Source organism: Pararhodobacter marinus (assembly GCF_003122215.1).
GTDB classification, from domain to species: domain Bacteria; phylum Pseudomonadota; class Alphaproteobacteria; order Rhodobacterales; family Rhodobacteraceae; genus Pararhodobacter; species Pararhodobacter marinus.
Window position 1 is genome coordinate 43719 of sequence record NZ_QEYD01000016.1, and the last position, 25678, is coordinate 69396.

Sequence of the window (25678 nt, forward strand, 5' to 3'; positions counted from 1 at the left end):
TTGCAATCACGCCACGTCACGGATAGCAGAAGTCTCGGATTCTGGAGGCCGTCGTCATGCAAGACCTGCGCGAAACCTATCTTGCCCGCATCTCGGGCGCTGCCGATCAGGCGGCGCTGGAAGAGGTGCGCCTCGCCGCGCTTGGCAAGAAGGGCGAGATCAGCCTGAAGATGCGCGAGTTGGGCCAGATGTCGCCCGAAGAGCGCCAGACCGTGGGCAAGGCGCTCAACGAGCTGCGCAACGAGCTGGACAGCGCCTTCCGTGCGAAGAAGGCGGCGCTGGAAGACGCGGCGCTCGATGAGCGGCTCAAGGCCGAATGGCTGGATGTGACGCTGCCCGCCCGCCACCGCGCGCGCGGCACGATCCACCCGGTCAGCCATGTGACCGAAGAGGTCACGGCGATCTTCGCCGATATGGGCTTCCGCGTCGCCGAGGGGCCGCAGATCGAAACCGACTGGTACAATTTCGACGCGCTCAACATCGCGCCCGAACACCCCGCGCGGCAGGAACACGACACGTTCTTCATGCACCGGGCCGAGGGCGACAACCGCCCGCCGCACGTGCTGCGCACGCATACCTCGCCGGTGCAGATCCGCGCGATGCAGGAGCAGGGCGCGCCCATCCGCGTGATCGCGCCGGGCCGCGTCTACCGGATGGACATGGACCTGACGCATACGCCGATGTTCCACCAGGTCGAGGGCATGGCCATCGGCGAGGATATCTCGATGGCCAACCTGAAATGGGTGCTCGAGGAATTCTTCACCGCCTATTTCGGCACCAAGGTGAAGACCCGCTTCCGAGCCTCGCATTTCCCCTTCACCGAGCCCTCGGCCGAGGTCGACATCCAGTGCTCGTGGGAAGGCGGACAGCTGCGCGTGGGCGAGGGGGATGGCTGGCTCGAAGTGCTGGGCTCGGGGATGATGCATCCCAAGGTGCTGCAGGCGGGCGGGATCGACCCGGACACATGGCAGGGCTTTGCCTTCGGCATGGGGATCGACCGCATGGCGATGCTGAAATACGGCATCCCCGATCTGCGCGCGTTCTTCGAAAGCGACCTGCGTTGGCTGCGCCATTACGGCTTCGGCGCGCTGGAAGCGCCGAGCGTGCACGCGGGCTGAACGGCGCGCCGCCGGTGGTCACCCCTGTCGTCTTCGATATCGGCAAGGTGCTGATCGACTTCGACCCGGTGGCCGCTTTCGCGCCCGAACTCGGCGGGCGCGACCGGGCCGACGCATTTCTGGCGCGCATCGACTTCGCACGCCGGAACCTGCGCGGCGATGCCGGAACGCCGTTCGCCACGCTTGCGGCGGAATTGGACGATGCCGCGGACCGCGCCCTGCTGGCGCGCTATCCCGAGCTGTTTCCCCGCGCCATCGCCCGGTCCATCGAGGGCAGCTTCGCGCTGATCGAGCGACTGCGCGCGCGCGGGCATCCGGTCCACGCGATCACCAATTTCTCCGCCGAGACATGGCCCACGGCCCTGCGCCTGCATCCCCGCCTGGGCGAGGTCTTCGACGTGACGCTGGTTTCGGGGCAGCTGGGAATCGTCAAGCCCGACCGCCGGATCTTCGACCGGCTGACCGAGCGGACCGGCGCCCGGCCGGAGGCGTGCCTTTTCATCGACGACAACGCGGCGAATGTCGCCGGGGCGCGCGCGGCGGGCTGGCAGGCGCATCTGTTCAAGGGGCCTGCGCGGCTGGAGCGGGCCTTGGTAGCCGAAGGGCTTCTGTAAGCAGGGAGCGCCTGCGGTACAGGGCAGGGGGGCGCTGCCCCCCTCGCGCTGCGCGCTCACCCCCCGGGATATTTCCGGCGTAAAGATGCGCGGTTAACGACGTATTCACGCCCCATCTTTGTTCTCAAAATATCCACGGAGGGGGGCCGGGGGAGGGGCGTGCCTCTCCCCCGGGCGGGGGTGCGGGGGCGGCAGCCCCCGCTCACGCGGGAACGGTTCTCAGGTCGGCCAGAAGGGCGGAGGCGCTCAGGTTTCGGCCGGTTCGTGCGGCCTCGATCACCAGCGCGGTCAACCGGGCATTGACCGGTGCGGTCCGGCCCAGCCTTTCGGCCAGCCGCGCGACGGCGCCGTTCAGGGCGTCGAGTTCCGGCGCGCGCCCTGCCCGCAGATCGTCGGCCATGGACGAGCGCGCCAGCGGGTCGATGGCCAGCATCTGCGCCGCCACAAGCCGAAACAGCGGATCGGGCAGCCGCAGCACGCGCGGGATCCAGCGCGCGGGCAGGGGCGAGAGGCGGGCGAGGGGTTGACCGGCCTCGTGACAGAGCGCGAGGAATTCCTCCTGCGCCAGCGCGAGGCAGCGCCGGTAATCGCGCTGTTCGAGCTGGGCGCGCAGCGGCAGGCCCGACAGCGCGTTGATCGCATTGTTGAGGTTGAGCATCAGCTTGGCCCAGAGAACGGGCGCCATGTCGGCATGGATTTGCAGCGGCAGACCGGCGGCGGTGAAGGCCCCCTGCACCGCATCGGGCACCGGCCCGCTATGCAGCGCCCCCCCGGTGCCCCGGTGCAGCGCGTCCTCCTCCTGCCAGGCGACGTTGAAGGCGACCATGCCGGGGACCACCGGGTGTTCCAGAACGCGGGCCAGCGTGGCGGCGTTGTCAATGCCGTTCTGCAGGCTGATGATCGGGATGCCGGGCGTCAGGGACGCTTTCAGGGCTACGGCCGTTTCGGTGTCGCGGCTTTTCACGCAGATCAGAACCAGATCCGCCCCTGCCGCGCCCTCTGCCCCCGGGGCGAAGCGCAGCGGCCCGGTCCGCACGCGCCCGCCGTCGAAATCCGTCAGCTCGAGCCCCCGTGCCAGCGCGGGGGCGAGGCGCGGGCGCCCGATCAGCGTCACCCCCGCGCCGCCCGCGGCGAGCCGGCCACCGATATAGCACCCGACGGCTCCTGCGCCGAAAACCGCGATTCTCATGGCCGATCCCCTTCCGTCTCCCACTGGCAGCGCCCGGCGAAAGCGCCTATATGCCCCGCCATGACCAACACAGCCCAGAGCCTTCCCTTCCGCAAGATGCACGGAGCCGGCAACGACTTCGTGATCCTCGATTCGCGCGGGCGCGACCGGGTGACGACGCCGAAACTGGCGGCGGCTTTGGGCGACCGGCACCGGGGGGTGGGGTTCGATCAGCTGGCCGAGCTGCACGATGCCGGGAATGCCGATTTGGCGCTCGATTTCTGGAACAGCGACGGGACCATGGCGGGCGCCTGCGGCAATGCCACGCGCTGTGTGGCCTCGATGGTGATGGACGAGACCGGGCGCGACGCTCTGACCATCCGTACCGCGCGGGGGCTTCTGGCCGCCGAGCGCCGCAACGGCCGCGTCTGGGTCAATATGGGTCCGCCGCTGACCGATTGGGACAAGATCCCGCTCAGCGCGCCGCAGGACAGCCTGCATCTGCCGCTCGACGGCGACCCGGTGGGTGTGGGCATGGGCAATCCGCATTGCGTCTTCATCACCCATGACGCCGAGAAGGTCGCGCTGGAAGAGCAGGGCGCGCGGGTCGAGCGCGATCCGCTGTTTCCCGAGCGCACGAATGTCGAATTCATCAGCCTGCTGGGCGAGGATCACCTGCGCATGCGGGTCTGGGAACGCGGCACCGGCGTGACGCTGGCCTGCGGCTCGGGCGCCTGCGCGGCGGCGGTGGCGGCGGTGCGGCGGGGCCTGACCGGGCCGCGCGTGGTGCTCGATCTCGATGGCGGCAGGCTTGAAGCCGACTGGCGCGACGACGGCGTCTGGCTGACCGGGCCGGTGGCCGAGGTGTTCCGCGCCGAGCTGACGGCGGAATTCCTGGCCGGGCTATGAGCGGGGCGCCGGATATCACGCCGCCCGTCTTCACGACGCTGGGTTGTCGGCTCAACGCCTATGAGACCGAGGCGATGAAGGATCTTGCGCAGGCGGCGGGGGTCGCGAATGCGCATGTCGTCAATACCTGCGCGGTCACGGCCGAGGCCGTGCGCAAGGCGCGGCAGGAAATCCGCCGCATCGCGCGGGAAAATCCCGGCGCCTCGATCATCGTCACAGGCTGCGCCGCGCAGACCGAGCCCGAGACCTTTGCCGCGATGCCCGAAGTCACGCGGGTAATCGGCAACCACGAGAAAATGCAGCCCGAGACCTGGGTGGGCATGGCGCCCGACCTGATCGGCGAGACCGAGCGCGTGCAGGTCGATGACATCCTGTCCGTGCGCGAGACGGCGGGCCATCTGATCGACGGCTTCGGCACCCGCGCGCGCGCCTATGTGCAGGTCCAGAACGGCTGCGACCATCGCTGCACCTTCTGCATCATCCCTTATGGCCGGGGCAATTCGCGCTCGGTCCCGGCGGGGGTGGTGGTCGAGCAGATCAAGCGTCTGGTCGGCGCGGGGTACAATGAAGTGGTGCTGACGGGGGTCGACCTGACCTCGTGGGGCGCCGATCTGCCGGCCGAGCCGAAGCTGGGCGATCTGGTGCGGCGGATCCTGAAACTGGTGCCCGACCTTCAGCGGCTGCGGATCTCGTCCATCGATTCGGTCGAGGCCGATCCCGCGCTGATCGAGGCGATCGCCACCGAGCCGCGCCTGATGCCGCATCTGCACCTGTCCTTGCAGGCGGGCGACGACATGATCCTGAAGCGGATGAAACGCCGCCACCTGCGCGACGACGCGATCCGTTTTTGCGAGGAGATGCGCGCGGCACGGCCCGACCTGATCTATGGCGCCGACATCATCGCCGGTTTCCCGACCGAAACCGAAGAGATGTTCGAAAACTCGCTGAAGCTGGTCGAGGAATGCGGGCTGACATGGCTGCATGTCTTTCCCTATTCGCCCCGCAAGGGCACGCCCGCGGCGCGGATGCCGCAGGTCGCGAAACCGCAGATCAAGGAGCGCGCGGCGCGGCTGCGCGCGCTGGGCGAGACGGTCGCCGCGCGCCACCTGGCGCAGCAGGTCGGGCGCGATCACCGCGTGCTGATGGAAAACCCCCGGATGGGCCGGACCGAGCAATTCACCGAAGTCGTGTTCGAGAGCGACCGCCCGGTCGGCCAGATATTGCCCGCCCGGATCCTGGGGCATGACGGACGGCAGTTGCAGGCGGGTTCCTGAGGGCCGGCGGATGCGCCATGTTCTGCGCGAGGAAGGGGGGCTGTCTGCCCCCCTCTTGGCCTTTGGCCAATTCACCCCCCGAGGATATTTGTGGCGTAATGATGGGCGGTTAACCGGGTGTTAACGCCGGATCGCTGTCCTTTGGAATGCCCGGAAGGGATAGGCGAGCTCGGCGTAGCGGAGCGCTGGCGCGCGTCAGACCTTTTCCCACGGGACCGAGAACTGGCCCAGGATCTCGGTCAGTTTCGCGTCATCCACCCCGGGCGCCGCGTCGATGCGGGCCACGAGGCCGCGTTTCTTGTCCTCGATCACCTCGGCCACCGTCGCGTCGAGCTTCGCCTCTTTCAGCGTCTCGTCGAAGACCCGGGTGATCGCCAGCCGCCGCAGGTCGGGTTTGAAGACCTTGCCGACCGCGGTTTTCGGCAATTCGGGCAGAATCTCGATGTATTTCGGCACCGCCGCGCGTTCGGGGATGCGGTTCGCGGCGTGATCGGCCAGGTCGCGCTCGGTCACCGTCTTGCCGCCCACCAGTTCGACATAGGCGCAGGGCAATTCGCCCGCCTTGGCGTCGGGCTGGCCGATGGCGCCGACGAAGGCGACCGAGGGATGGCTGAGCAGCGCCTCCTCGATCATCGCCGGGTCGATATTATGCCCGCCGCGGATGATCAGGTCCTTGGCGCGGCCGGTGATCCACAGATAGCCATCGGCGTCGATCCGTCCCAGATCGCCGGTGCGCAGCCAGCTTCCATCCGCGTAAAGCCCGTCATTCTTGGCTTTCTCGGTATAGGTCGAACCGGGGATCACGCCGGGGTTGGAGATGCAGATCTCGCCCACCTCGTCGGGGCCGCATTCCTTGCTGACGCCGCCATCGGCGCCGTGATGCAGGATGCGCACGTTGCAATAGGGGAAGGGGATGCCGACCGAGCCCACCTTCTTCTCGCCGCTGATCGGGTTGCAGGACACGAGGCAGGTGGCCTCGGTCAGCCCGTAGCCTTCGATGATCGACACGCCGGTCGCTTCCTCGAACCGGCGGTAGAGTTCCTGCGGCAGCGGGGCCGAGCCCGAGAAACCGCTCTTGAGGCTGGCGATATCGGCATTGACCGGGCGTTGCATCAGGGCCGACAGCGCGGTCGGCACGGTGATCACGAAGGTCGCCTGCCAGCGTTCGATCAGCTTCCAGAAATTGTCGAACACCCCGTCGCCCCGGTAGCCCGCGGGCGTCGGCATCACCACATGCGCGCCCGCGCAGGTGACCGACATCAGCACCGGATAGGCCGCGAAGACGTGGAAAAGCGGCAGCGGGCAGAGCACGACGTCGGTTTCGCTCATCAAGAGCGTCGCGCCGATCCAGCCGTTATAGAGGATGCCCGAATGGCGGTGCTGGGCAACCTTGGGCAGGCCCGTGGTGCCGCCGGTATGGAAATAGGCGCAGACCGGGTCGTTCTTGGCCTGATCGAAGGTCAGCCGCTGCGAGGGCTGCTTTTCCATCTCGCGGTAGAAGCTCAGGACGCGCGCGGTGTGGTGCACCGGGTTCTTGGGCCGGATCAGCGGGATGATCATCTTCTTGATGCCGGTCACGTAGTGGTTGAGATCCACCTCGAGCACGGTCTTCACGGAGGGCGCGTTCGCCACCGCCTCGGCCACTTTCTGCGCCACGTCGGATTTCGGGAAGGCGCGCAGCGTGACGACGACTTTGGCCTTCGTCTCGCGCAGGATTCCGGCGATCTTCTCGGGCTCCATCAGCGGGTTGATCGGGTTGACGATCCCCGCCGTCATCGCGCCGAACAGCGTGATCGCGGTTTCGTTGATCGTGGGCAGCACGAAGGCCACGGTGTCGGTCGGCCCCACACCGAGGCTGCGAAACAGGTTCGCGGCCTGTGTGACCTTGGCGTGGAACTCGGTCCAGGTCAGCGTTTCGGCAGCGGCGCCGTCATCCGAGAACAGCTGGAACGAGACGGCATTGCGCCGGCCATGCGTCAGCGCGGTGCGCGTGACCTGATCGTAGACCGTGGCGGGCATGTCCCGGTCCGCCCAGGGCATTTCGGCCTCGATGGCGTTGCGATCCGCAAGGCTTGCGAATTTGCTCGTCATTTGTGTCGTCCTCCCAGACGCGCCTGTCGCGATCAGGCGATCTTGGCGCGAAGACAGGGGGGTTGCAATCGCCCGCTCCGCCTGCCGTCGCGTCGCTGTCTTTCAGCTAGCGTGACGCGCGAACAAGGCCATGCTGCGGCCCAGGAAATCGTCGCGGATTTCGGCGCGCTCCATCAGCAATTCATGCCGGGCGCCGGGATATTCGACCAGCTCGGCGCCGGGCCAGTTGGCAACGCGCGCGCGAATCTGCGCGGGGCCGACGATGGCCTCGTCGAGGCCCAGCCCGAACAGGGCCGGGATCGCGGGCGAGGGCGCTTGCGCCAGCGCTGCCATCTCGCGCAGGGCCGCCCCCATCCAGCGCAGCGAGGGTCCGCCCAGCCCGAAGCGCGGCTCGGCGGCGATCTGCGCCTTCATCCGCGCGTATTGCTCGGGGTCGGTGGTCAGGTTGTTTCCCTCGAACCGCTCGGTCGCGATGCCATAGGTCGGACCCGTGGTCGGTGCATAGCCGTTGTCCAGCCGGAAGAGCCGCGCCAGTCCCGCCACAAGCCCCAAGGCGCGCAATTGCCCCGCCGGGTTCGACAGGCCCAGCATCGGCGCGCTGAAGGCGATGGCGGGCGGGGTCTTGCCGCGGATCAGCCCGCGCAGCGCGATGCAGCCGCCCATGGAATGCGCGAGCCACGGCACGCGCGCGCCGGCGATGTCGCGGATCGCGTCGAGCGCCACGTCCAGATCGCGCTGGAATTCGGCGAAATCGCCCACATGCCCCTTCAGCCCGTCACTGAAGGCCCGGTCGGCCAGCCCCTGTCCGCGCCAGTCCAGCGCGAAACTGCCCCAGCCGGCGGCGTGCAGATCGCGCGCCACCAGCCCGTATTTCTCGATATACTCGGTGCGCCCGGGCAGGATCAGCACATGGCCCTTGCCGCCTTCGGGCGCGGGCCAGTGGCCAAGCCGGATGCGAGCGCCGTCAAGCGCCGTCAGGTACCGCGCATGGCCGCCCGGCGGGCCGCCATCCCGTTCAAGCGGGCGCGCGACGGCCATCGCCGCGCGTCAGCCCAGAACCGAGGCGAGCTTCATCGCCTCGCCCATCGAGCCGTCGATCTTCAGCTTGCCCTGCATGAAGGCCATGGTCGGGTTCACGTCGCCTTCCATGATCGCCTGGAACGTCTCGGCCGAGGCGGTCAGGGTGACATCCGTGTCATCGTCCGATTCGCGCACGCCCGCGCCGTCCAGAACGATCGAGCCCTCGTTCTCGATGACGAATTTCGCCGAGCCGTCGAAGCTGTCCACCTTGGCCGAAAGCGCTGCGACGGCCTGGTCGATGATCTCGCTCATGATGTCTTGTCCTGATCGTGATGGGGGAAGAATTGAACGGGCCCGACGACCCCCTCGCTTTTCCGGTCGGGTACGCTATTTTCGGGACTATGGCGCAGGCGAAACGCATCCTCAATCCTGTCGTGGCGGCAACGCTGACGTTAACGTCAATTATGACGCCCGCAGCCATGGCCGTGCCCTTTTCTGCGGCGTTCGTGCCCGCGTTCTTTGCGCGCCCCGCTGGTGCGCAGGCGACCGACCTGGCGACGCTGCTTGATGAACTGGCCGATCCGCAACAGGAACGCTGGATGCGCATCGAACGGCAGATCCTGCGCGAATGGGGGCAGTCGGGCTCGGCGACCATCGACTACCTGTTCCAGCGCGGGCAGGAGGCGCTTCAGGCCGGGCAGGCGGAAACCGCGATCTCGCATTTCAGCGCGGTGATCGATTACGCGCCCGATTTCGCCGAGGCCTGGAACGGTCGCGCCACCGCCTACTTTCTGGCCAACAGGCTGGGGCAGTCGCTGTCCGATATCGAACAGGTGCTGCGGCTCAATCCCCATCATTTCGGCGCGCTGGCCGGGCTGGGCCAGATCATGGAGCAGCTCGAACGCGATCAGGATGCGCTGAGGGCCTATCGCGCCTCGCTTGCCATCCATCCCCATCAGCAGGGCGTGATCGACGCGATGCGCCGGCTTGAGCTTGCCTCGGAAGGGCAGGCGCTTTAGCACCGGGCGGGCCGGGCGCGTCACAAACGTTTCGGGCGAGAAGCCCGTGGACATCAAGCCCGTGGACCGAGGCAGCAGGCAGATCGCATGAATACCAAAAGCCGGGTTACGGCGGTCCTGGGTCCCACCAATACCGGCAAGACCCATTACGCCATCGAGCGGATGCTCAGCCACCGCACGGGCGTCATCGGCCTGCCGCTGCGCCTGCTCGCGCGCGAGGTCTATGACCGCATCGTGGCGCTGCGCGGCCCCTCGGTCGTGGCGCTGGTCACGGGCGAAGAGCGCATCGTGCCGGAGCGCACGCAATACTGGGTCTGCACGACCGAGGCGATGCCCCTGGAAATCGGCGCCGATTTCGTCGCCATCGACGAGATCCAGCTCTGCGCCGATCTGGACCGGGGCCATGTCTTTACCGACCGGCTGCTCAATGCGCGCGGCCTGCACGAGACGCTGTTCCTGGGCTCGGACACGATGCGGGGCGCCATTGCCGCACTGATCCCCGGCGTGCAATTCGTGCGGCGCGAGCGGATGTCGGTCCTGTCCTATGCCGGATCGAAAAAGATCGCCCGGATGCCGACGCGCTCGGCCATCGTCGCGTTCAGCGTGGAGAACGTCTATGCCATCGCCGAGCTGATCCGCCGTCAGAAGGGCGGCTGCGCCATCGTCATGGGCGCGCTGAGCCCGCGCACGCGGAACGCTCAGGTGGATCTCTACCAGAACGGCGATGTCGATTACCTGGTGGCGACGGATGCCATCGGCATGGGGCTGAACCTCGATATCCGGCACGTGGCCTTTGCCGGCACCTCGAAATTCGATGGTCGCCGGATGCGCCCGCTCAATCCTGACGAGCTGGCGCAGATCGCCGGGCGGGCAGGGCGGCACACGTCGGCGGGCACCTTCGGCGTCACGGGCGAGGCACGGCCCCTGCATCCCGAGGTCGTCGAGGCGATCGAGAACCACCAGTTCCTGCCGGTCCGCAAACTGCAATGGCGCAATGCGCGGCTGGAATTCGGCACGGCCGAGCGGCTCATCGACAGCCTGGAGCGGCCCACGCGCGACGAATGGCTGACCCGCGTGCGCGAATCCGACGACCTGATGGCGCTGAAAAGCCTTAACGCGATGCCCGAGGTGACGTCGCGGCTGCGCAATGCCCGCGACGTGCGTCTGCTGTGGGATGTGTGCCGGATCCCCGATTTCCGCGGGATTTCGCATACCGAGCACACGACCCTCTTGGCGAAGCTCTTCGAGTTCCTGCATGATGGGGGTCGCATACCCACCGACTGGCTGGCCCGGGCGATTGCGCGGATCGACCGGACACAGGGCGACATCGATACCTTGTCGCGACGGCTGGCCTTTATCCGCACATGGACTTATGTGGCGCAGCGGGCCGGTTGGGTGGATGACGAAAGCCATTGGCGCGGGGAAACGCGCGCTGTAGAAGACCGCCTGTCGGATGCGCTGCACGCGCGGCTGACCGCAGCATTTGTTGACCGGCGCACGAGCGTGTTGATGCGCCGGTTGAACCAGAAGGAGAGCCTTGTGGCCGAGGTGAACGACAAGGGTGAAGTGACGGTGGACGGGGAACTCCTCGGCCGTCTCGAAGGGTTCCGCTTCCGTCAGGACAAAACCGCGTCCCCGGACGAAGCCAGGACCCTGCGGCAGGCCGCCGTCGCGGCGCTGGCGCCCGCGTTCAACCTGCGCGCGGACAAGTTCTATAACGCCCCCGATACCGAGATGGATTTCACCGAGCAGGGTGGCCTGATGTGGGGCTCGGAAGCGGTCGGCAAGCTGGTTGCCGGCGCCGATGCGCTGCGTCCGCAGGTGCAGGCTTTCGTCGACGACGAAGCCGGGCCGGATGTCGCCGAGAAGGTGCGCCGCCGCCTGCAGCATTTCATCGACCGCAAGATCGCCGCGCAGTTCGAGCCGCTCGTGAACCTGCAGCGCGACGAAACGCTGACCGGCCTGCCGCGCGGCTTTGCCTTCCGCCTGGTCGAAGCGCTGGGCGTGATCCCGCGCGAAGGCGTCGCGGACGAGGTGAAGACGCTCGATCAGGAAGCCCGTGGCGCGCTGCGCAAGCATGGCGTCCGCTTCGGCCAGTTCACCATCTTCCTGCCCGCGCTGCTGAAACCCGCGCCGACCCGCCTGCGGCTGGTGCTGTGGTCGCTGGCCGAGGGGCTGGAGACTTTCCCCGAAAGCCCGCCGCCGGGTCTGGTGACGATCCCCAACCTGCCCGAGGTTCCGGCGCAGCATTACACGCTGTCGGGCTACCGCCCCGCCGGGTCGCGCGCGATCCGCATCGACATGCTGGAGCGTCTGGCGGATCTGGTGCGGACCAAGGATGCGCGCGCCGGCTTCGAGGCCACGCCCGACATGCTGTCGATCACCGGCATGACGCTTGAGCAATTCGCCGACCTGATGCAGGGGCTGGGCTATGGCGCCGAGAAGGGTGAGCGGATCAAGACCCGTCCGCAGCCCAGCGCCGAGGCCACCGCCGAAGACATCGCCGCCAAGGCCCGCAGCGAGGCCGAAGCGGCGCGCATCGCGGCCGACAACGACGAGCCGTCCGACCCCGCCGCCGAGCCGTCGGCCGACGCGGCCCCCGCCGAACCGGCGCCCGATGCTCCCGACGGTTCGGCAGAAGTGCCGGTCGAAGGCGCCGACATCGAGGCGACCGACGGCACGACCGTCGCCAAGGCCGAGGGCGAAGCTGCGGACGAGATGGAGGTGTTCTACACCTTCCGCTGGTCTCCCCGTCCGCGCCACAATCGCGGCGACGGCCCGCGCCGGGGCGCTCCGCGCCGCGAGCAGGGCGCAGAGCACGGCGCCCGCGACGGTGCCCGCGAGGGAGGTCCGCGCGACAAGGGCGACCGTCCGCGCCGCGACGGCGGCAAATCCGACGGCCCGCGCGGCGAACGTCCCAAGGGCGGCCCCAAGGGCGGCCCGAAAGGCGGGAAGGGCAAGCCGGGCGACAAGCGCGGCCAGCAGCCCCGCAGCTTCTCGTCGGGCCCTGAGCGCAAGCGCGACCGGATCGACCCGGACAACCCCTTCGCCGCCGCGCTGATGGGGCTGAAGGACAAGAAGTGACCGACGACGCGACCGGCTCCCCGCCCCCGACTTCGCTGGGCGAGGGGCCGATCCGTCTGGACAAATGGCTCTGGCATGCGCGGTTCTTCAAATCGCGCAGCCTTGCCGCCGCCGCTGTGGGCGGACCGATGCGGCTGAACGGTCAGCCGGTCTCGAAACCCTCGACCGCCGTTAAACCAAGCGACGTGCTGACCTTCGTGCAGGGCCGTCAGGTCCGCGTTGTGCGGGTGCGGGCCCCCGGTCTGCGGCGCGGCCCTGCGCCCGAAGCGCAGGCGCTCTACGACGATCTCTCGCCCCCGCCCGAACCGCGCCCTGCCGAGGCGGGCAAGCCGCAGGCCGAGGCGGGCGGGCGCCCCACCGGCAAGGCGCGCCGGCAGCTCGACGCGTTCCGCGATCCCGACTGAGGCCGGCCGCGATTCCGGGCATCCGGTTTGCAACAATGCTGTTTCCGGCGCGGGACAGGCCCGAGCGGCACCCACATTGCCGCAAGCCGCCCGAGGCGCCTTGATTGCGGCGGCCAACGAGGTTAAGTCCGCGGTCGAAGCCGAAAGCCGGATGGTAGCGAGACCCAGATGACCTATGTCGTGACCGACAACTGCATCGCCTGCAAGTACACCGATTGTGTCGAGGTCTGCCCCGTCGACTGTTTCTACGAGGGTGAGAACTTCCTTGCCATCCACCCCGACGAATGCATCGATTGCGGCGTGTGCGAACCGGAATGCCCGGCAGACGCGATCCGCCCGGATACCGAGCCGGGGCTGGAAAGCTGGGTCGAGCTGAACCGCAAATATGCTGAGATCTGGCCCGTCATCACCCAGCGCCGCGAGCCTCTGCCCGAGGCGCAGGACCGCGACGGCGAGCCCGACAAGCTGGACAAGTATTTCTCGGAAGCCCCCGGCGAGGGCAGCTGAGCGCACCGCCCCGGCGGTGCCGCGACGAAAGGTCGGCCCAGGCGATCTTGGGGGCCGGCCGGGTGGCAGAAAGGCGCCGTTGGCGCAAACATTCACGTTGCAGTGCAGCGTGGGATCGGATTCCGTGCTTTGATTCGGGGCCGATTCGTGTTACAAGATTGCTACAACAATGATCTGTCCGGCATCCGCAGTGCTGCTCGCCTGTGCGATGTTTTTTTTGGCTCCGAGATTCGATCCGACGGGATGCTTCGGCTCCCGTGGGCTTTCTTGACGCCGGAGTTCGGGCACAACTCGAGGAAGCTGAAGAATGAGCAAAACCCGTAAGTCCGACTTCCGCCCCAACGAATTCGTGGTCTATCCGGCGCATGGCGTCGGCCAGATCGTGTCGATCGAGGAGCGTGAAATCGCCGGGATGCAGCTCGAGCTTTTCGTCATCTCGTTCGAGAAGGACAAGATGACCCTGCGCGTTCCCACCGAAAAGGCCACGGCCGTCGGCATGCGCTCGCTCTCGACCCCCGACGTGGTGGCCAAGGCGCTCGCCACGCTCAAGGGCAAGGCCCGCGTCAAGCGCGCCATGTGGTCGCGCCGCGCGCAGGAATACGAACAGAAGATCAACTCGGGCGATCTGCTGGCCATTGCCGAAGTGGTGCGCGACTTGCACCGCACCGACGACCAGCGGGAGCAATCCTATTCCGAGCGTCAGCTTTATGAAGCCGCGCTCGAACGTCTGACGCGCGAAGTCGCTGCCGTCTCGGGCATCGACGAAGCCGGCGCCGCCAAGCAGGTCGACGACGTCCTCGTCGCCCGCGCGGCCTGAGCGCACGGCACCGCGAAAATTGGGAAACCCCGGGCCGTCGGTCCGGGGTTTTGCGTTGCGCGACGGTGGAAGGGGCGCCGGTGCGCGGGCAGGATCGGCCGGACTTGCCAGCAAAGGCCTGACTGCATTATAGCCAAGCGCAATCCCAAAGTCCCCGACACGAAGACGAAGACCCGGAGCGTATCATGGCAGGCCATTCCAAATGGGCCAACATCCAGCATCGCAAGGGCCGGCAGGATGCCGCCCGTTCGAAGCTGTTCTCGAAATTCTCGAAAGAGATCACCGTCGCCGCGAAGATGGGCGATCCCGATCCCGACAAGAACCCGCGCCTGCGGCTGGCCATCAAGGAAGCCAAGTCGCAATCGATGCCCAAGGACAATATCGAACGCGCGATCAAGAAGGCGACCGGCGGCGATGCCGACGCCTATGAGGAAATCCGCTACGAGGGTTACGGCCCCGGCGGCGTCGCCGTGATCGTCGAGACGATGACCGACAACCGCAACCGCACCGCGTCGAACGTGCGCTCGACCTTTGCCAAGAACGGCGGCAACCTGGGCGAGACGGGGTCGGTGGGCTTCATGTTCGACCGTGTCGGGCAGATCGTCTATCCGGCCTCGGCGGGCGATGCCGATGCGGTGATGGAAGCGGCGATCAACGCCGGCGCCGACGACGTCGAAAGCAGCGAGGACGGCCATGTCATCTGGTGCGCCTTCGAGGACGTGAACGAGGTGTCGACGGCGCTGGAAGCCACGCTGGGCGAATCGGAATCGACCAAGCTGGTCTGGAAGCCGCAGACCACCACCGAGCTCGATCTCGACGGGATGCAGAAGCTGATGAAGCTGATCGACGCGCTGGAAGACGACGACGACGTCCAGAGCGTGACGGCGAATTTCGAGGCCTCGGACGCGGTGATGGAACAGCTCTGAGCGCTGTGCCCGCAACGGCGTGACAGGAGGGGGGCGCTGCCCCCCTCTTTGCCTTGCGGCAAATTCACCCCCCGGAGTATTTCCGGCAGACTGAAAAGCCGAAGCCGGTCACGGGCCGACCCGATAGCGCGTCGCGGGGCCGCTGCCCTCGACGACAAAGCCCGGGAGGCTTTTCTTCGCCCAGGCGCGCCATCCGGCCGAGCCTTTGGGCACGGTATGGCCCGCAATCTGCATCGCCCGCGCGAAGACCTGCGGCGTGACGGGGCCGTCGGCGAGCGCGGCGCGGGCGGTGATCTCGGGCGCGGGTCTGGGGGGCGGCGCGGCGCTTTTCGCCGCTTTCGGGGCCTTCGGCGGCGCGAGGACCTGCACCTGCGTGAAGCTCGCCCGCAGGATCCCCGACGCGGCCGGGCCGACGAGCCCCAGAACCGGGAAGCCGCGCGCCGTCAGGGCCTGCACCAGCGGCGTGAAATCGCCGTCATTGCTGGCCAACGCGAAGCCGTCGACATCGCCGGAAAAGGCCAGCGCCATCGCCTCGACCGTCAGCAGCATGTCGGTCAGGTTGCGCCCGCTGCCCGCATGGACCGCGTGGTAGCCCGGCTTTTCCAGCCACGTGCCGATATTGCGCGCATCGCCGTAAACGCGCGCCACCGTCACCGGACCCAGCGCGGCGGCGGCTTCGTGGCAGGCGGCGGCCTGACCGGGCGAGACATTCTCGCCATCGACCAGAAGCGCCACGGCGCGGCAGCGGGTGAGGGGGGCGGAAAGGGGATCCGAGGGTTTCATGCGGCACCGAAGGCGAGGCGAACCGGATCGAACGGGTTGACCCCACCCGCCGATCTTCGCAGTTATGGCACATCACCATTTCGGAGCATCGGATGCAAACGCGCAAACTCGGATCCTCGGGGATCGAACTCTCGGCCATCGGTTATGGCGCCATGTCGTTCTCGGATTTTTACGGCCCCACCAGCGAAGAGGCCTCGCATGCGATCCTTGACACGATGCGCGCGCGGGGCGTGACGCATCTCGATACCGCGAATGTCTATGGCGGGGGCCGGTCCGAGCGCTGGATCGGCAGCTACCTGGCGCGCAACAAGGGCGCACGCGACGAATTCGTGATCGCCACCAAGGCGTCGATTTCGCAGGATGCCGACGGCAAGCGGGTTCTGCGCAACGATGCCGAGCATCTGGAAAGCGAGCTGGACAAGAGCCTGCAGAAGCTGGGCGTCGACCATGTCGACCTGTTCTATGTCCATCGCCGCGAAGCCTCGCGGCCGGTCGAGGAAGTCGCCGAAACGCTTGAGCGGCTGCGTAAGTCGGGCAAGACCCGGGCGATAGGGTTCTCGGAAATCGCGCCGGCCACGCTGCGCCGCGCGGCGGCGGTGACGCGGATCGACGCGGTGCAGTCGGAGTACTCGCTGCAAAGCCGCGCGCCCGAGCTGGGCCTCGTGCAGGCCTGCGCCGAGCTGGGCGCCGCGCTGGTGGCTTTCTCGCCGGTTGGGCGCGGGCTTCTGACCGATGCGCCGATCCCGATGGACCGCGTGGCGGACATTCCCTTCCTGAAGGGCAATCCGCGGTTCCGCCCCGAAAACTACCCCGCCAATCTGAAGACCACCGACGCGTTCCGTGCACTGGCGGCGGAAAAGGGCGAGCCGGCGGCGGCGCTCGCCAATGCCTGGCTGCTGGCGCAGGGCGCGCATGTGCTGCCCATTCCGGGCACCCGGTCGGTCCAGCATTTCGAGGAATGCCTGCGCGGTGCCGAGATCACCCTTACGCCCGAGGATCTCGCGCGGATCGAGTCCGTGCTGCCGGTCGGCTGGGCGCATGGCGACCGCTACAGCGATGACCAGTGGATCGGCCCCGAGCGCTATTGCTGAACGCGGATACCGGACCGCACACAGGCGCAGCAAAAAGGGGGGCTCTTGGCCCCCCTTTCCCGAATCCGCGCGCGCGGATTGGTGCGGCGGCGCTCAGGCCTTGCCGCGATAGATATCCACCAGCTTGCCCAGCATCGCCAGCGCATCCTCGCGCGAACGCTGGAACGAGTTGCGGCCGATGATCGACCCGTTGCCGCCGCCGTCGCGGATCGCCCGGGCGTCGTCATAGACCGCGTCCGTACCCTTCGCGGCGCCGCCCGAGAAGACGATGATCCGGCGGCCGTTGAACGAGGATTGCACGCAATGCTTCACGCGCGCGGGCAGGGTCGAGATGTCGATCCCTTCCTTGTCGTAGACCTTCTTGGCCTCGGGCTGCATGATGTGGTCGGTCGACAGTTTGATCTTGATGATATGCGCGCCCAGAAGCGCCGCCATATGCGCCGCATAGGCCGCCACGTCGATCGCCGTTTCGCCCTCTTTGGTGATGCCTTCGCCGCGCGGATAGGACCAGATTACCGTCGCCACGCCCTTCGCCGCGGCCTCGCGGCGCATCTCGACGATCTCTTCGTACATGTCGAGCGCCATGTCCGAGCCGGGATAGATGGTAAAGCCGATGGCCGAGGCACCGATGCGCAGCGCGTCATCGACCGAGGCGGTCACTGCCTGGTTCTTGCCGGCCGTGTCCGACATCACCGAATTGGCCGAGTTGACCTTCAGGATCGTCGGGATCTGGCCCGCGAAGGTGTCGGCGCCCGCTTCCAGCGCACCCAGCGGCGCGGCATAGGCGTTGAGCCCGGCATCGATCGCCAGCTGGTAATGGTAATGCGGGTCGTAGCCCGCCGGGTTCGGCGCGAACGAGCGGGCCGGGCCGTGCTCGAATCCCTGGTCCACGGGCAGAATGATCATCTTGCCCGTGCCGCCCAGTTTGCCCTGCATCAGCATGCGGCACAGATTGGCCTTCACACCGGGGGTTTCGCCTTCGTAATTGGCGAGGATTTTCTGGACGGTTCTGGTGGCGCGCATGGCGGGTCCCCTCTGGAATTGACTGTTGGGCAAAGGGATACGCGGGCGATTGGGTCACGACAATGGCGGCACGAAGACGTTAGCGCCCACAATCGTCTTTTTTTCATCCGCGCGGCGGATCGGGGGCCGGCTGCGAAGCTTCCGGGCTTTGTGCGAGAAAGTGGCTTTGTCCTGCCGGTCGGGCGGGAATGTTTCCTTTTTTGTGGCAATTCATGAGGTCTCCGCCCGGCTTCACGCTTCATTAAGCCGAAAGGCGTAGACCCAGCCCAAGGGATGCAGGCCGCATGAAAGGGGACAAGCGTCATGCCGACCGATGTCAGCGCCGCGTTGTCTCGCGGCGCGCGCCTTCTGGTGATCGTGCTGGTGGTGCTGGGTTTCGGCGCCAATCTGAGGGCAGGGCCCGGCGTGGGCCAGCCTGCTCTGGCGCTGCCCACCGCGTTGTCGTACCTGCTGCTGGCCGGATTGTTCTGGCCCGGGCAGGGTTTTTCCGCTGCCCTGCGCAGTACGCTCGCCGGGGCATCGTGCTCGGTTGCGCGATGGTGCTGACCGACCGCCTGGCCGGTCTTTTCGGCGATCATGCCGATGCGGTCCTGAAGGCGGCCGAATTGTCGTTCTTACCCGGCAGATTGCGCAGGCGGGCGCCGACGCGCGCAGGGCGGTGGTGGCGCAGCTACCCGCATGCGCGCCTGCCACGGCATCCATGCGCCGTTGCCCGTCGGCAGGCCTGTCGGACGGATCGGCAAGGGTATGCGCCGAAACTGGCCCCTTTGTATGCGTCGTTCAATGGCCCGCCTGTTAAAGCCGTACCGACTGCGAGGCAGGGAGAACGCGCGCCTAGTCCGGTCGCAGGCCCCGGGCGCGGAACAGCTCTTCGGCGATGATGATCTTGCGCATCTCGGTCGTTCCGCCGCCAAGCGAGGCGATGCGGGCATTGCGGTAATGGCGGTTGACCTCGGTCTCCCAGACAAAGCCGGACCCGCCATGGATCTGCACCGCCAAATCGGTCACCCGGGCGATCATCGCCGACCCGTTCAGCACCACGCCCGCGCAGAGCCGGTGGATCGCGCCGCGCCCGCCTTCGCCCTGTTTCAGCGCATCGCAGGCGGCGAGTGCCTGATAGGCATAGATCCGCGCGCTCTCGATCGCGACCGCCATGTCGGCCAGATGCGACTGGATCATCTGGAACGTCCCGATCGCCCGGCCGAACTGGCGCCGGGTCGCGGCGTAATCCAGAGACAGGTCCAGACAGCGCTGCGCCGCGCCGATATAGGGCAGGCCCAGAAAGGCGCGCTCGATATCGAGGCCCGACATGACGATGCCGACGCCGCCATTCTCGACGCCCAAGAGGTTCCGGGCGGGGACGCGCACATCCTCGAAGACCAGCTCACCCGTCGGGCAGCCGCGCCACCCCATCTTGACCAGCGTCTGCGCCACCGAGAAACCGGGCGTGTCCGTTTCGACCATGAAAGCCGAGATCCCGCGCGCCCCTTTCGACGGATCGGTCTTGGCATAGGTCAGCACGACATCGGCGACCGGCCCGTTCGAGATGAACATCTTGCGCCCGTTGAGCACGTAATGCCCGCCGTCGCGCACCGCCTTCAGCGCCATGGATCCCAGCGCGTCCGAGCCCGCGCCCGGCTCGGTCAGGCCCAGCGCGCCGATTGTCTCGCCGGAAATGAGGCCGGGGGCGAACCGCGCGATCTGTTCGGGCGTGCCGTTGCGCAACAGGTTGTTGAGACACAGGTTTTCATGCGGTCCCCAGATGAAGGCGGCATTGGTGTTCCAATAGCCGAAAGCCTCGGCCACCAGCCCCGCCGACAGCAGATCCATGCCCGAACCGCCCTGCGCCGTGGGCGCGGTCAGGCCCAGATAGCCGTCCGCGCCCAGCTTGCGCATCAGATCGGGCGGATACCAGTCGTCGTCGTCCATCCGCGCGAACAGCGGGTGCAGCTCGGCCTCGGCATAGCGAAAGGCGGCGTCATGGATCGCGCGCTGGTCGTCGGTCAGGTCGAAATGCATGGGCTACTCCGCGAAGCTGGTGCCGTGGGCATTGGCGCGCGCGAAGGCCGGTCGCGCGGTGATCCGCTCCAGCCAGGCGCGCGTCTGCGGCTTCAGATGCGCGCCCAGCCCGATGACATCGGCCAGATAGAGCGCGTAGCCGACGGCGATATCGGCGGCGGTAAAACGCCCGGCGCACAGATACTCGGCGCCGTCGAGCCGCGCATTGACCAGCTTCAGCCGCGAGAAGAACCATTGGGTGTAATCCTCGACCACCTGTTTCTGGCGCCGTTCCACGGGTTCGAACCGGCCGTAACGCAGGACCAGCGTCTGCGGGAAGGTCAGCGTGGCGTCGGCGTGATACATCCAGTTCAGCCAGTCGCCGTAATCGGGATCCTCCGGCGCCACGGCCAGCGTGCCCGCGCCGTGTCGCTGCGTCAGGTAATGAACGATCGCCGCCGATTCCGTCATCCGGGTAACGCCATCGGTGAAATAGGGCACGGTGCCCAAGGGGTTGATCTGCGTGAAATCGGGATCGTGCAGGCGCGGCGGGAAAGGCAGAACGTGCAGCCGGTAATCCAGCCCCAGCTCTTCCAGCGTCCAGAGCGCGCGCAGCGAGCGCGAATCCTTGCTGTGCCATAACTCGATCATGGGGCCTCCTGCGGGTCGATGTCGATCAGGAGCTGGCGCGCGCGCACCTGTGCCCCCTTGGTGAGCGAGAGCCGCGCGATGCGGCCCGAAACCGGCGCGCGCAGCGGGTGTTCCATCTTCATCGCTTCCAGCACGGCGAGCGTCTGGCCCTGTGCCACGCTGTCGCCCTCGGCTACGGACAGCGAGACGACGCTGCCCGCCATCGGGGCCAGCACCCGCCCGTCGCCGCCCGTTTCGCGCGTCTCGGCCGGGGCCAGCGTGACGTCGCGCAGGATCAGATCGCCCAGAAAGACCGTCTCGCCCGCCACCATGCAGGGCAGGGATCGCGCCGCGCCGTCGATGCGCGCGCGCACCAATCCCGGCTCGCGCGCTTCGAGCGTCACCTGCCGCCCGTCCTGCAGATGCGCGGTGGCGCCCTTCAGCGTCAGGGTGACGGCATGCAGATCGCCGGCCGCCTCGAACCGCCGGGTCAGGACCGGATCAGGCCCCGTGGTGAAGCCGAAACGCGGCGCGGGGGCGCCGGCCAGCGCCAACACGGCCAGCGCCAGCAGCGCGGGATCGGGCGGTTCCGGCGGGGCGGGGCGGGCGTCGCGCGTCAGGAAGGCGGTGGTCGCCGCGCCCGCCGCGAAAACAGGGTGTCGCACCACGTCGCGCAGAAAGGACAGGTTGTTGCCAAGGCCCAGAAGCGTCGTGTGATCCAGCCCTTCGGCCAGCCGGAGCCTCGCGGTCTCGCGGTCGGGGCCCTGCGCGATCAGTTTGGCCAGCATCGGGTCATAGCCCGCGCCGATGTCCTGTCCTTCCGCCAGAGCATCGTCCGAGCGCAGGCCCGGCCCAGGCTGCCAGCGCAACACGCGCCCGGTCTGCGGCAGGAAATCCCGCGCCGGATCTTCGGCATAAACGCGGACCTCGATGGCATGGCCGCTGAGCGCGATCTCGTCTTGCCTGAGCGGCAGCGCCTCGCCCCGCGCGACGCGGATCTGCCACTCGACCAGGTCGATCCCCGTCACCGCCTCGGTCACCGGGTGCTCGACCTGAAGGCGGGTGTTCATTTCCAGAAACCAGAAATCCCCGTCTTCCAGCAGGAATTCCACCGTCCCCGCGCCGACATAGTCGCAGGCGCGCGCCAGCGCGATCGCCGCCGCGCCCATTCGTGCGCGCAAATCGGCATCGATGGCGGGCGAGGGCGCTTCCTCGATCACCTTCTGATGGCGGCGCTGAATCGAGCAGTCGCGCTCGCCCAGATGCACGACATTGCCGTGGCTGTCGCCGAAGACCTGTATTTCGATATGGCGCGGATCGAGCAGCGCTTTCTCGACGATCAGCCGCCCGTCGCCGAAGCTCTTCGCGGCCTCGGATGCCGCGCGTTCCAGCGCCTCGGGCAGATCATCCGCGCGCGTGACCAGCCGCATCCCCTTGCCGCCGCCGCCCATCGCCGCCTTGACCATCAGCGGCAGGCCGATGGTGTCCGCACCCTCGACCCCGCCGCCGGGCAGACAGGGGACGCCCGCCGCCCGCGCGGCCGCTTTCGCACGCGCCTTGTCGCCCATCAGCGCGATGGCGTCGGGCGCAGGGCCGATGAAGACCAGCCCGGCCCCGGCGCAGGCGCGGGCAAAATCCGCATTCTCGGACAGGTAGCCATAGCCGGGATGGATCATCGCCGCGCCGCTCGCGCGCGCGGCCGCGATGATCGCCGCCCCGTCCAGATACGAGGGGACCTCCAGCGCCAGATCCGCCGCGCGGACGTGCGGCGTCATGCCCTCGTCGGGCGTGTGGATGGCGACGCAGCCCTGGCCCATGGCGCGGGCGGTGCGCATCACGCGCAGCGCGATCTCGCCCCGGTTGGCAATCAGGATCTTCATAGCCGCGCCACCCCGAACGTGCTCTCGCGCGTCACCCGCGCGCCTTCGCCCGCGATCAGGCCCAGCACCAGCGCCAGCACGTCGCGCGTGGCCTCGGGCGTGATGATCCCGTCGTCTTCCAGCCGCGCGGACGAGGCCAGCGCCGTCGTCGCCTCGGCCAGCATCGCCGTGGTGCCCTGTTCCAGCGCGTCCAGCTTGGCCTCGTCCACTGCGCCGGCACGACGCATCTTGGCTTCCGAGACGATGCGCATCACCTGACCGGCCTGCGCCGGTCCCATGACCGAGGTCCGCGCATTGGGCCAGGCAAACAGGAACCGCGGATCGAAGCCGCGCCCGCACATCGCGTAATTCCCCGCACCATAGCTGCCGCCGACCACGACCGAGAGCTTCGCCACCCGCGCATTCGCCACCGCCTGGATCATTTTTGATCCATGCTTGATGATCCCCGCGCGCTCGGGCTCGGTGCCGACCAGAAAGCCGGTCGTGTTGTGCAAAAACAGCAGGGGCATCCCCGCCTGATCGCAAAGCTGGATGAACTGCCCCGCCTTAGCCGCACCCTCGGCGGTGATCGGGCCATTGTTGCCGATGATGCCCACCGCGTGCCCCTCGATCCGCGCCTGCCCGCACACGGTCGCGGCGTCGTAACCCGGCTTGAAGTCAAGAAAATCCGACCCGTCGACCAGCCGCGCGATGATCTCGCGGCAATCATAGGGCTGTTTGGGATCGGCGGGCACCAGCCCGGCCAGATCCGACGCGGGATAGAGCGGCGGCGCAGAACCGGCGGGCGGCGCGTCTTCGGGCCAGGGAAGCGCCGCGATCACGTCCCGCGCCAGCCGGATGCCGTCGGCGTCGTCCTCGGCCAGGTAATCGCCGACGCCCGAGACCTGCGTGTGCATCTCGGCCCCACCCAGCTCTTCATCCGTCGCGACCTCGCCGGTCGCGGCTTTCAGAAGCGGCGGCCCGGCCAGGTACATCGTCGCCTGGCCCCGAACCATGATGACGTGATCGGACAGCCCCGGCTGATAGGCCCCCCCCGCCGTGGCCGAGCCATGCACCACCGTCACCTGCGGGATGCCGCGCGCCGACAAGCGCGCCTGATTGGCAAAGCCGCGCCCGCCGGGGATGAAGACCTCATGCGCGTATTGCAGATTGGCGCCGCCCGACTGGCTCAGGCTGACCAGCGGCAGGCGGTTTTCCAGCGCCACGTCCTGCAGCCGCAGCTTCTTGGCCAGCCCGTCGGGCGTCACCGTCCCGCCCTTGACCGCGTAATTGTCGACCACCACCACGCAGGAGCGCCCGCAGATCCGCCCGATCCCGCCGATCGCCCCCGCGCCGGCCCCGGTCCCGTCGCGGTCGCCATAGCGCTTCCACCCGGCATAGGGGCACAGCTCCAGCCACGGCGCGCCGGGATCGAGAAGCAGCGCCAGCCTTTCGCGCGGCAGCAATTGCCCGCGCGCCGCCGCCCGTTCGCGCGCGCCCTCCGCCGCCGCCTCGACCGCGTCGCGCACCGCCGTGACCGGCGCCAAGGCGTCCGCCATCGCCGCCGTGTTGGCCGCGAACGCCGCACCGACTGCGTCTACCGAAGAGGTCAGAACCGCCAAACCCGCGCCCCCATCTTTACGCTCCAAATATCCTGCGGGGGGTCCGGGGGGCGCAAAGCCCCCCGGTCCTCACCCTCCGCTCACGCCAAACCCCAGATCGTCCGCGCTTCCTCGGCGGAGGCGATGTCGCGCCCCGCCTCGCGCGCGAGGTCCGCCAAGGCGTCGATCAACGCCCCGTTGCCCGCGGCCCGGCTGCCATCGGGCAGGTAGAACGTGTCCTCGAGCCCCGTGCGCAGATGTCCGCCCAGTTCGGCCGCGCGGGCATGCAGGGCCCAGATCTCGGCGCGACCGATGACCGTGGCCTGCCACGGACAGCCCTCGGGCCGGTAGCGCAGCAAGAGCGGCAGCAGCTCGGGATCGGCGGGCATCCCCGAGGCCACGCCCATCACGAAATTCACCTGCGGGCGCGCGACCATGCCCGCCTGCACGAACATGCCGACCGAGCGGACGATGCCGGTATCGAAGCATTCGAATTCCGGCTTCGTCCCGGTCTCGGCCATTGCCGCGATGATCTCGGCCACTTTCTCGACCGGGTTGTCGAACAGCATCGGCGGCCAGGCCCAGCCGCCATCGGCGCGGGTTTTCAGGTAATTGAGCGATCCGGCATTGCAGGCGGCGATCTCGGGGCGGCCGGCGCGCAGGCAGGCGATGGGCCCCGACTGGTCGCGCCCGGTCACGCCGGTGGTAAAGTTCAGAATCACGCCGGGGCAGGCCTCGCGGATCGCGGCGGCGATGTCGGCGGCAAGCGCGGGGTCCCAACTGGGCAGATGACCGCGTCCTTCGGCCTGGTCGCGGAAATGCACATGCATGCAGACCGCCCCTGCCTCCCAGGCCTCGCGCGCGGACGACGCCAGTTCGGCGGGCGTCACCGGCACCGCGTGGATGCGGGGATCGGTCAGCACGCCGGTCAGCGCGCAGGTGATGATCGCGGGTTCGCTCATCCTGTCCTCCCTTTGGGGCAAGGCTAGCGGCTCATAACAAACCAAGCAAGCGCTTGGTTGTCTTTGCCGCAAAGGCACGCTAGCAAAGATCATGCGCGCAGAGCTTTTCGATCCCGATATTCCCCGCGACCGGCTTCTCGCCGCCGGCGCCCGGTTGTTCCGCCGGCAGGGCTTTCGCGCGACGACCGTGCGCGCGATCGGCGCCGAGATCGGGCTTTTGTCGGGCAGCCTGTTCCACCACGTCCGGTCCAAGGAAGAGATCCTGTTCGGCGTGATGGAGCGGGTAATTGGCGCGATGCTCGACGATCTGCGCGCCGGGCTGTCGGCGGCCGGCGATACCCGCGCGCGGCTGCGCGCCCTGATCGCGGTCGAGCTGACCTATCTGCACGGCCCCTGCGCCGATGCGACGGCGGTGCTGTTCCACGAATGGCGCGCGCTGTCGCCCGAGCGGCAGGCGGTGCTTCTGTCCGGGCGCGAGGCCTATTTCGCGCTGTGGCACGAAGTGCTGGAGCGCGCCCGCGCCGAGGGTCTGACCCGTGCCGAACCGGCGGTTCTGCGCCAGTTCCTGCATGGCGCGCTGGCCTGGACAAGCTTCTGGTACCAGCCGGGCGGTGCGCTGGATATCGACGCGCTGAGCGAACAGGCGCTGGCCATGGTGGCGCCCCCCGAGGTTTCTCCTTAAAGTTGCGCGTGGGTCTGTGCCGGTCTGTCGACAATAAGGCTGGTTCAGGCGCCCGCGACAACTATGTCCTTCAAAAGCGGAGCAGATCCGCGGGGACA

The 25678-nt window shown here is 68.0% G+C and carries 24 protein-coding genes; 13 read left to right on the forward strand and 11 right to left on the reverse strand.

Features of this window, described 5'->3' with window-relative positions; genetic code table 11:
• The first annotated feature begins 56 nt into the window (after positions 1-56).
• Together pheS and C4N9_RS20290 are read left to right on the forward strand one after the other, a co-directional pair.
• Positions 57-1118: a phenylalanine--tRNA ligase subunit alpha gene (gene pheS / locus C4N9_RS20285; RefSeq protein WP_109535166.1), complete on the forward strand. Its 1062-nt coding sequence runs from the start codon at positions 57-59 to the stop codon at positions 1116-1118.
• A 14-nt stretch (positions 1119-1132) separates the two neighbouring features.
• The gene (locus C4N9_RS20290) at positions 1133-1732 is read left to right on the forward strand and encodes an HAD-IA family hydrolase (protein WP_168192302.1); all 600 of its coding nucleotides are present in this window, start codon (positions 1133-1135) and stop codon (positions 1730-1732) included.
• A gap of 202 nt (positions 1733-1934) precedes the next feature.
• Here the strand turns inward: C4N9_RS20290 and C4N9_RS20295 are convergent, their stop codons facing one another.
• A complete protein-coding gene (locus C4N9_RS20295) occupies positions 1935-2921 on the reverse strand; it encodes a 2-dehydropantoate 2-reductase (RefSeq protein WP_109535168.1) in 987 nt (328 codons plus the stop codon).
• A 60-nt stretch (positions 2922-2981) separates the two neighbouring features.
• Between C4N9_RS20295 and dapF the strand changes: the two genes are divergently transcribed.
• Positions 2982-3809, forward strand: coding sequence for a diaminopimelate epimerase (gene dapF, locus C4N9_RS20300; RefSeq protein WP_109535169.1), 828 nt, complete (start codon positions 2982-2984; stop codon positions 3807-3809).
• Positions 3810-3823: 14 nt separating this feature from the next.
• Complete coding sequence (gene mtaB / locus C4N9_RS20305; protein ID WP_109535200.1) at positions 3824-5083, forward strand: tRNA (N(6)-L-threonylcarbamoyladenosine(37)-C(2))-methylthiotransferase MtaB; 1260 nt, start codon at positions 3824-3826, stop codon at positions 5081-5083.
• Between the two features lie 195 nt (positions 5084-5278).
• Here mtaB and C4N9_RS20310 read toward each other — a convergent pair whose 3' ends face one another.
• The 3 genes from C4N9_RS20310 to C4N9_RS20320 all read right to left on the reverse strand — a co-directional run bounded on the left by C4N9_RS20310 (position 5279) and on the right by C4N9_RS20320 (position 8506).
• On the reverse strand, positions 5279-7174 hold the full coding sequence (locus C4N9_RS20310; protein ID WP_109535170.1) for an acyl-CoA synthetase: 1896 nt from the start codon (positions 7172-7174) through the stop codon (positions 5279-5281).
• A gap of 102 nt (positions 7175-7276) precedes the next feature.
• On the reverse strand, positions 7277-8212 hold the full coding sequence (locus C4N9_RS20315; protein ID WP_109535171.1) for an alpha/beta fold hydrolase: 936 nt from the start codon (positions 8210-8212) through the stop codon (positions 7277-7279).
• A gap of 9 nt (positions 8213-8221) precedes the next feature.
• Positions 8222-8506 (reverse strand): SCP2 sterol-binding domain-containing protein, encoded by a 285-nt coding sequence (locus C4N9_RS20320; RefSeq protein WP_109535172.1) that lies wholly within the window; start codon positions 8504-8506, stop codon positions 8222-8224.
• A gap of 152 nt (positions 8507-8658) precedes the next feature.
• Here C4N9_RS20320 and C4N9_RS20325 point away from each other — a divergent pair, with 152 nt between their 5' ends.
• The 6 genes from C4N9_RS20325 to C4N9_RS20350 all read left to right on the forward strand — a co-directional run bounded on the left by C4N9_RS20325 (position 8659) and on the right by C4N9_RS20350 (position 14951).
• The gene (locus C4N9_RS20325) at positions 8659-9213 is read left to right on the forward strand and encodes a tetratricopeptide repeat protein (RefSeq protein WP_245902646.1); all 555 of its coding nucleotides are present in this window, start codon (positions 8659-8661) and stop codon (positions 9211-9213) included.
• A gap of 87 nt (positions 9214-9300) precedes the next feature.
• Positions 9301-12297: a helicase-related protein gene (locus tag C4N9_RS20330; RefSeq protein WP_109535174.1), complete on the forward strand. Its 2997-nt coding sequence runs from the start codon at positions 9301-9303 to the stop codon at positions 12295-12297.
• Complete coding sequence (locus C4N9_RS20335) at positions 12294-12701, forward strand: RNA-binding S4 domain-containing protein (RefSeq protein WP_245902647.1); 408 nt, start codon at positions 12294-12296, stop codon at positions 12699-12701. Before C4N9_RS20330 ends, C4N9_RS20335 begins: the two co-directional genes overlap by 4 nt.
• A 168-nt stretch (positions 12702-12869) precedes the next feature.
• Positions 12870-13208 (forward strand): ferredoxin FdxA, encoded by a 339-nt coding sequence (gene fdxA, locus C4N9_RS20340; RefSeq protein ID WP_109535175.1) that lies wholly within the window; start codon positions 12870-12872, stop codon positions 13206-13208.
• Positions 13209-13515: 307 nt separating this feature from the next.
• Positions 13516-14025 (forward strand): CarD family transcriptional regulator, encoded by a 510-nt coding sequence (locus C4N9_RS20345; RefSeq protein WP_109535176.1) that lies wholly within the window; start codon positions 13516-13518, stop codon positions 14023-14025.
• Positions 14026-14210: 185 nt separating this feature from the next.
• A complete protein-coding gene (locus C4N9_RS20350) occupies positions 14211-14951 on the forward strand; it encodes a YebC/PmpR family DNA-binding transcriptional regulator (protein ID WP_109535177.1) in 741 nt (246 codons plus the stop codon).
• 108 nt (positions 14952-15059) lie between these two features.
• Here C4N9_RS20350 and C4N9_RS20355 read toward each other — a convergent pair whose 3' ends face one another.
• A complete protein-coding gene (locus C4N9_RS20355) occupies positions 15060-15734 on the reverse strand; it encodes an NYN domain-containing protein (protein ID WP_109535178.1) in 675 nt (224 codons plus the stop codon).
• Between the two features lie 92 nt (positions 15735-15826).
• Between C4N9_RS20355 and C4N9_RS20360 the strand changes: the two genes are divergently transcribed.
• On the forward strand, positions 15827-16825 hold the full coding sequence (locus C4N9_RS20360; RefSeq protein ID WP_109535179.1) for an aldo/keto reductase: 999 nt from the start codon (positions 15827-15829) through the stop codon (positions 16823-16825).
• A 93-nt stretch (positions 16826-16918) separates the two neighbouring features.
• Here the strand turns inward: C4N9_RS20360 and C4N9_RS20365 are convergent, their stop codons facing one another.
• On the reverse strand, positions 16919-17848 hold the full coding sequence (locus C4N9_RS20365) for a class I fructose-bisphosphate aldolase (protein ID WP_109535180.1): 930 nt from the start codon (positions 17846-17848) through the stop codon (positions 16919-16921).
• A gap of 303 nt (positions 17849-18151) precedes the next feature.
• Between C4N9_RS20365 and C4N9_RS20370 the strand changes: the two genes are divergently transcribed.
• Positions 18152-18394 carry a hypothetical protein gene (locus C4N9_RS20370; protein ID WP_109535181.1) on the forward strand — a complete coding sequence of 81 codons (243 nt, stop codon included), beginning with the start codon at positions 18152-18154 and terminating at the stop codon, positions 18392-18394.
• A 288-nt stretch (positions 18395-18682) separates the two neighbouring features.
• On the opposite strand, the gene C4N9_RS20375 is transcribed toward C4N9_RS20370, so the two are convergent.
• The 5 genes from C4N9_RS20375 to C4N9_RS20395 all read right to left on the reverse strand — a co-directional run bounded on the left by C4N9_RS20375 (position 18683) and on the right by C4N9_RS20395 (position 24898).
• On the reverse strand, positions 18683-19867 hold the full coding sequence (locus tag C4N9_RS20375) for an acyl-CoA dehydrogenase family protein (protein WP_109535182.1): 1185 nt from the start codon (positions 19865-19867) through the stop codon (positions 18683-18685).
• Between the two features lie 3 nt (positions 19868-19870).
• Complete coding sequence (locus C4N9_RS20380; protein WP_109535183.1) at positions 19871-20497, reverse strand: glutathione S-transferase family protein; 627 nt, start codon at positions 20495-20497, stop codon at positions 19871-19873.
• A complete protein-coding gene (locus tag C4N9_RS20385; RefSeq protein ID WP_109535184.1) occupies positions 20494-22356 on the reverse strand; it encodes an acetyl/propionyl/methylcrotonyl-CoA carboxylase subunit alpha in 1863 nt (620 codons plus the stop codon). The genes C4N9_RS20380 and C4N9_RS20385 overlap by 4 nt, the downstream gene beginning before the upstream one ends.
• The gene (locus C4N9_RS20390) at positions 22353-23894 is read right to left on the reverse strand and encodes an acyl-CoA carboxylase subunit beta (RefSeq protein WP_109535202.1); all 1542 of its coding nucleotides are present in this window, start codon (positions 23892-23894) and stop codon (positions 22353-22355) included. The genes C4N9_RS20385 and C4N9_RS20390 overlap by 4 nt, the downstream gene beginning before the upstream one ends.
• 143 nt (positions 23895-24037) lie before the next feature.
• Entirely contained in the window at positions 24038-24898 is an 861-nt protein-coding gene (locus tag C4N9_RS20395) for a beta-keto acid cleavage family enzyme (protein WP_109535185.1), read from the reverse strand.
• Positions 24899-24989: 91 nt separating this feature from the next.
• On the opposite strand from C4N9_RS20395, the gene C4N9_RS20400 reads away from it, so the two are divergent.
• The gene (locus C4N9_RS20400; RefSeq protein WP_109535186.1) at positions 24990-25580 is read left to right on the forward strand and encodes a TetR/AcrR family transcriptional regulator; all 591 of its coding nucleotides are present in this window, start codon (positions 24990-24992) and stop codon (positions 25578-25580) included.
• Positions 25581-25678: the final 98 nt, after the last annotated feature.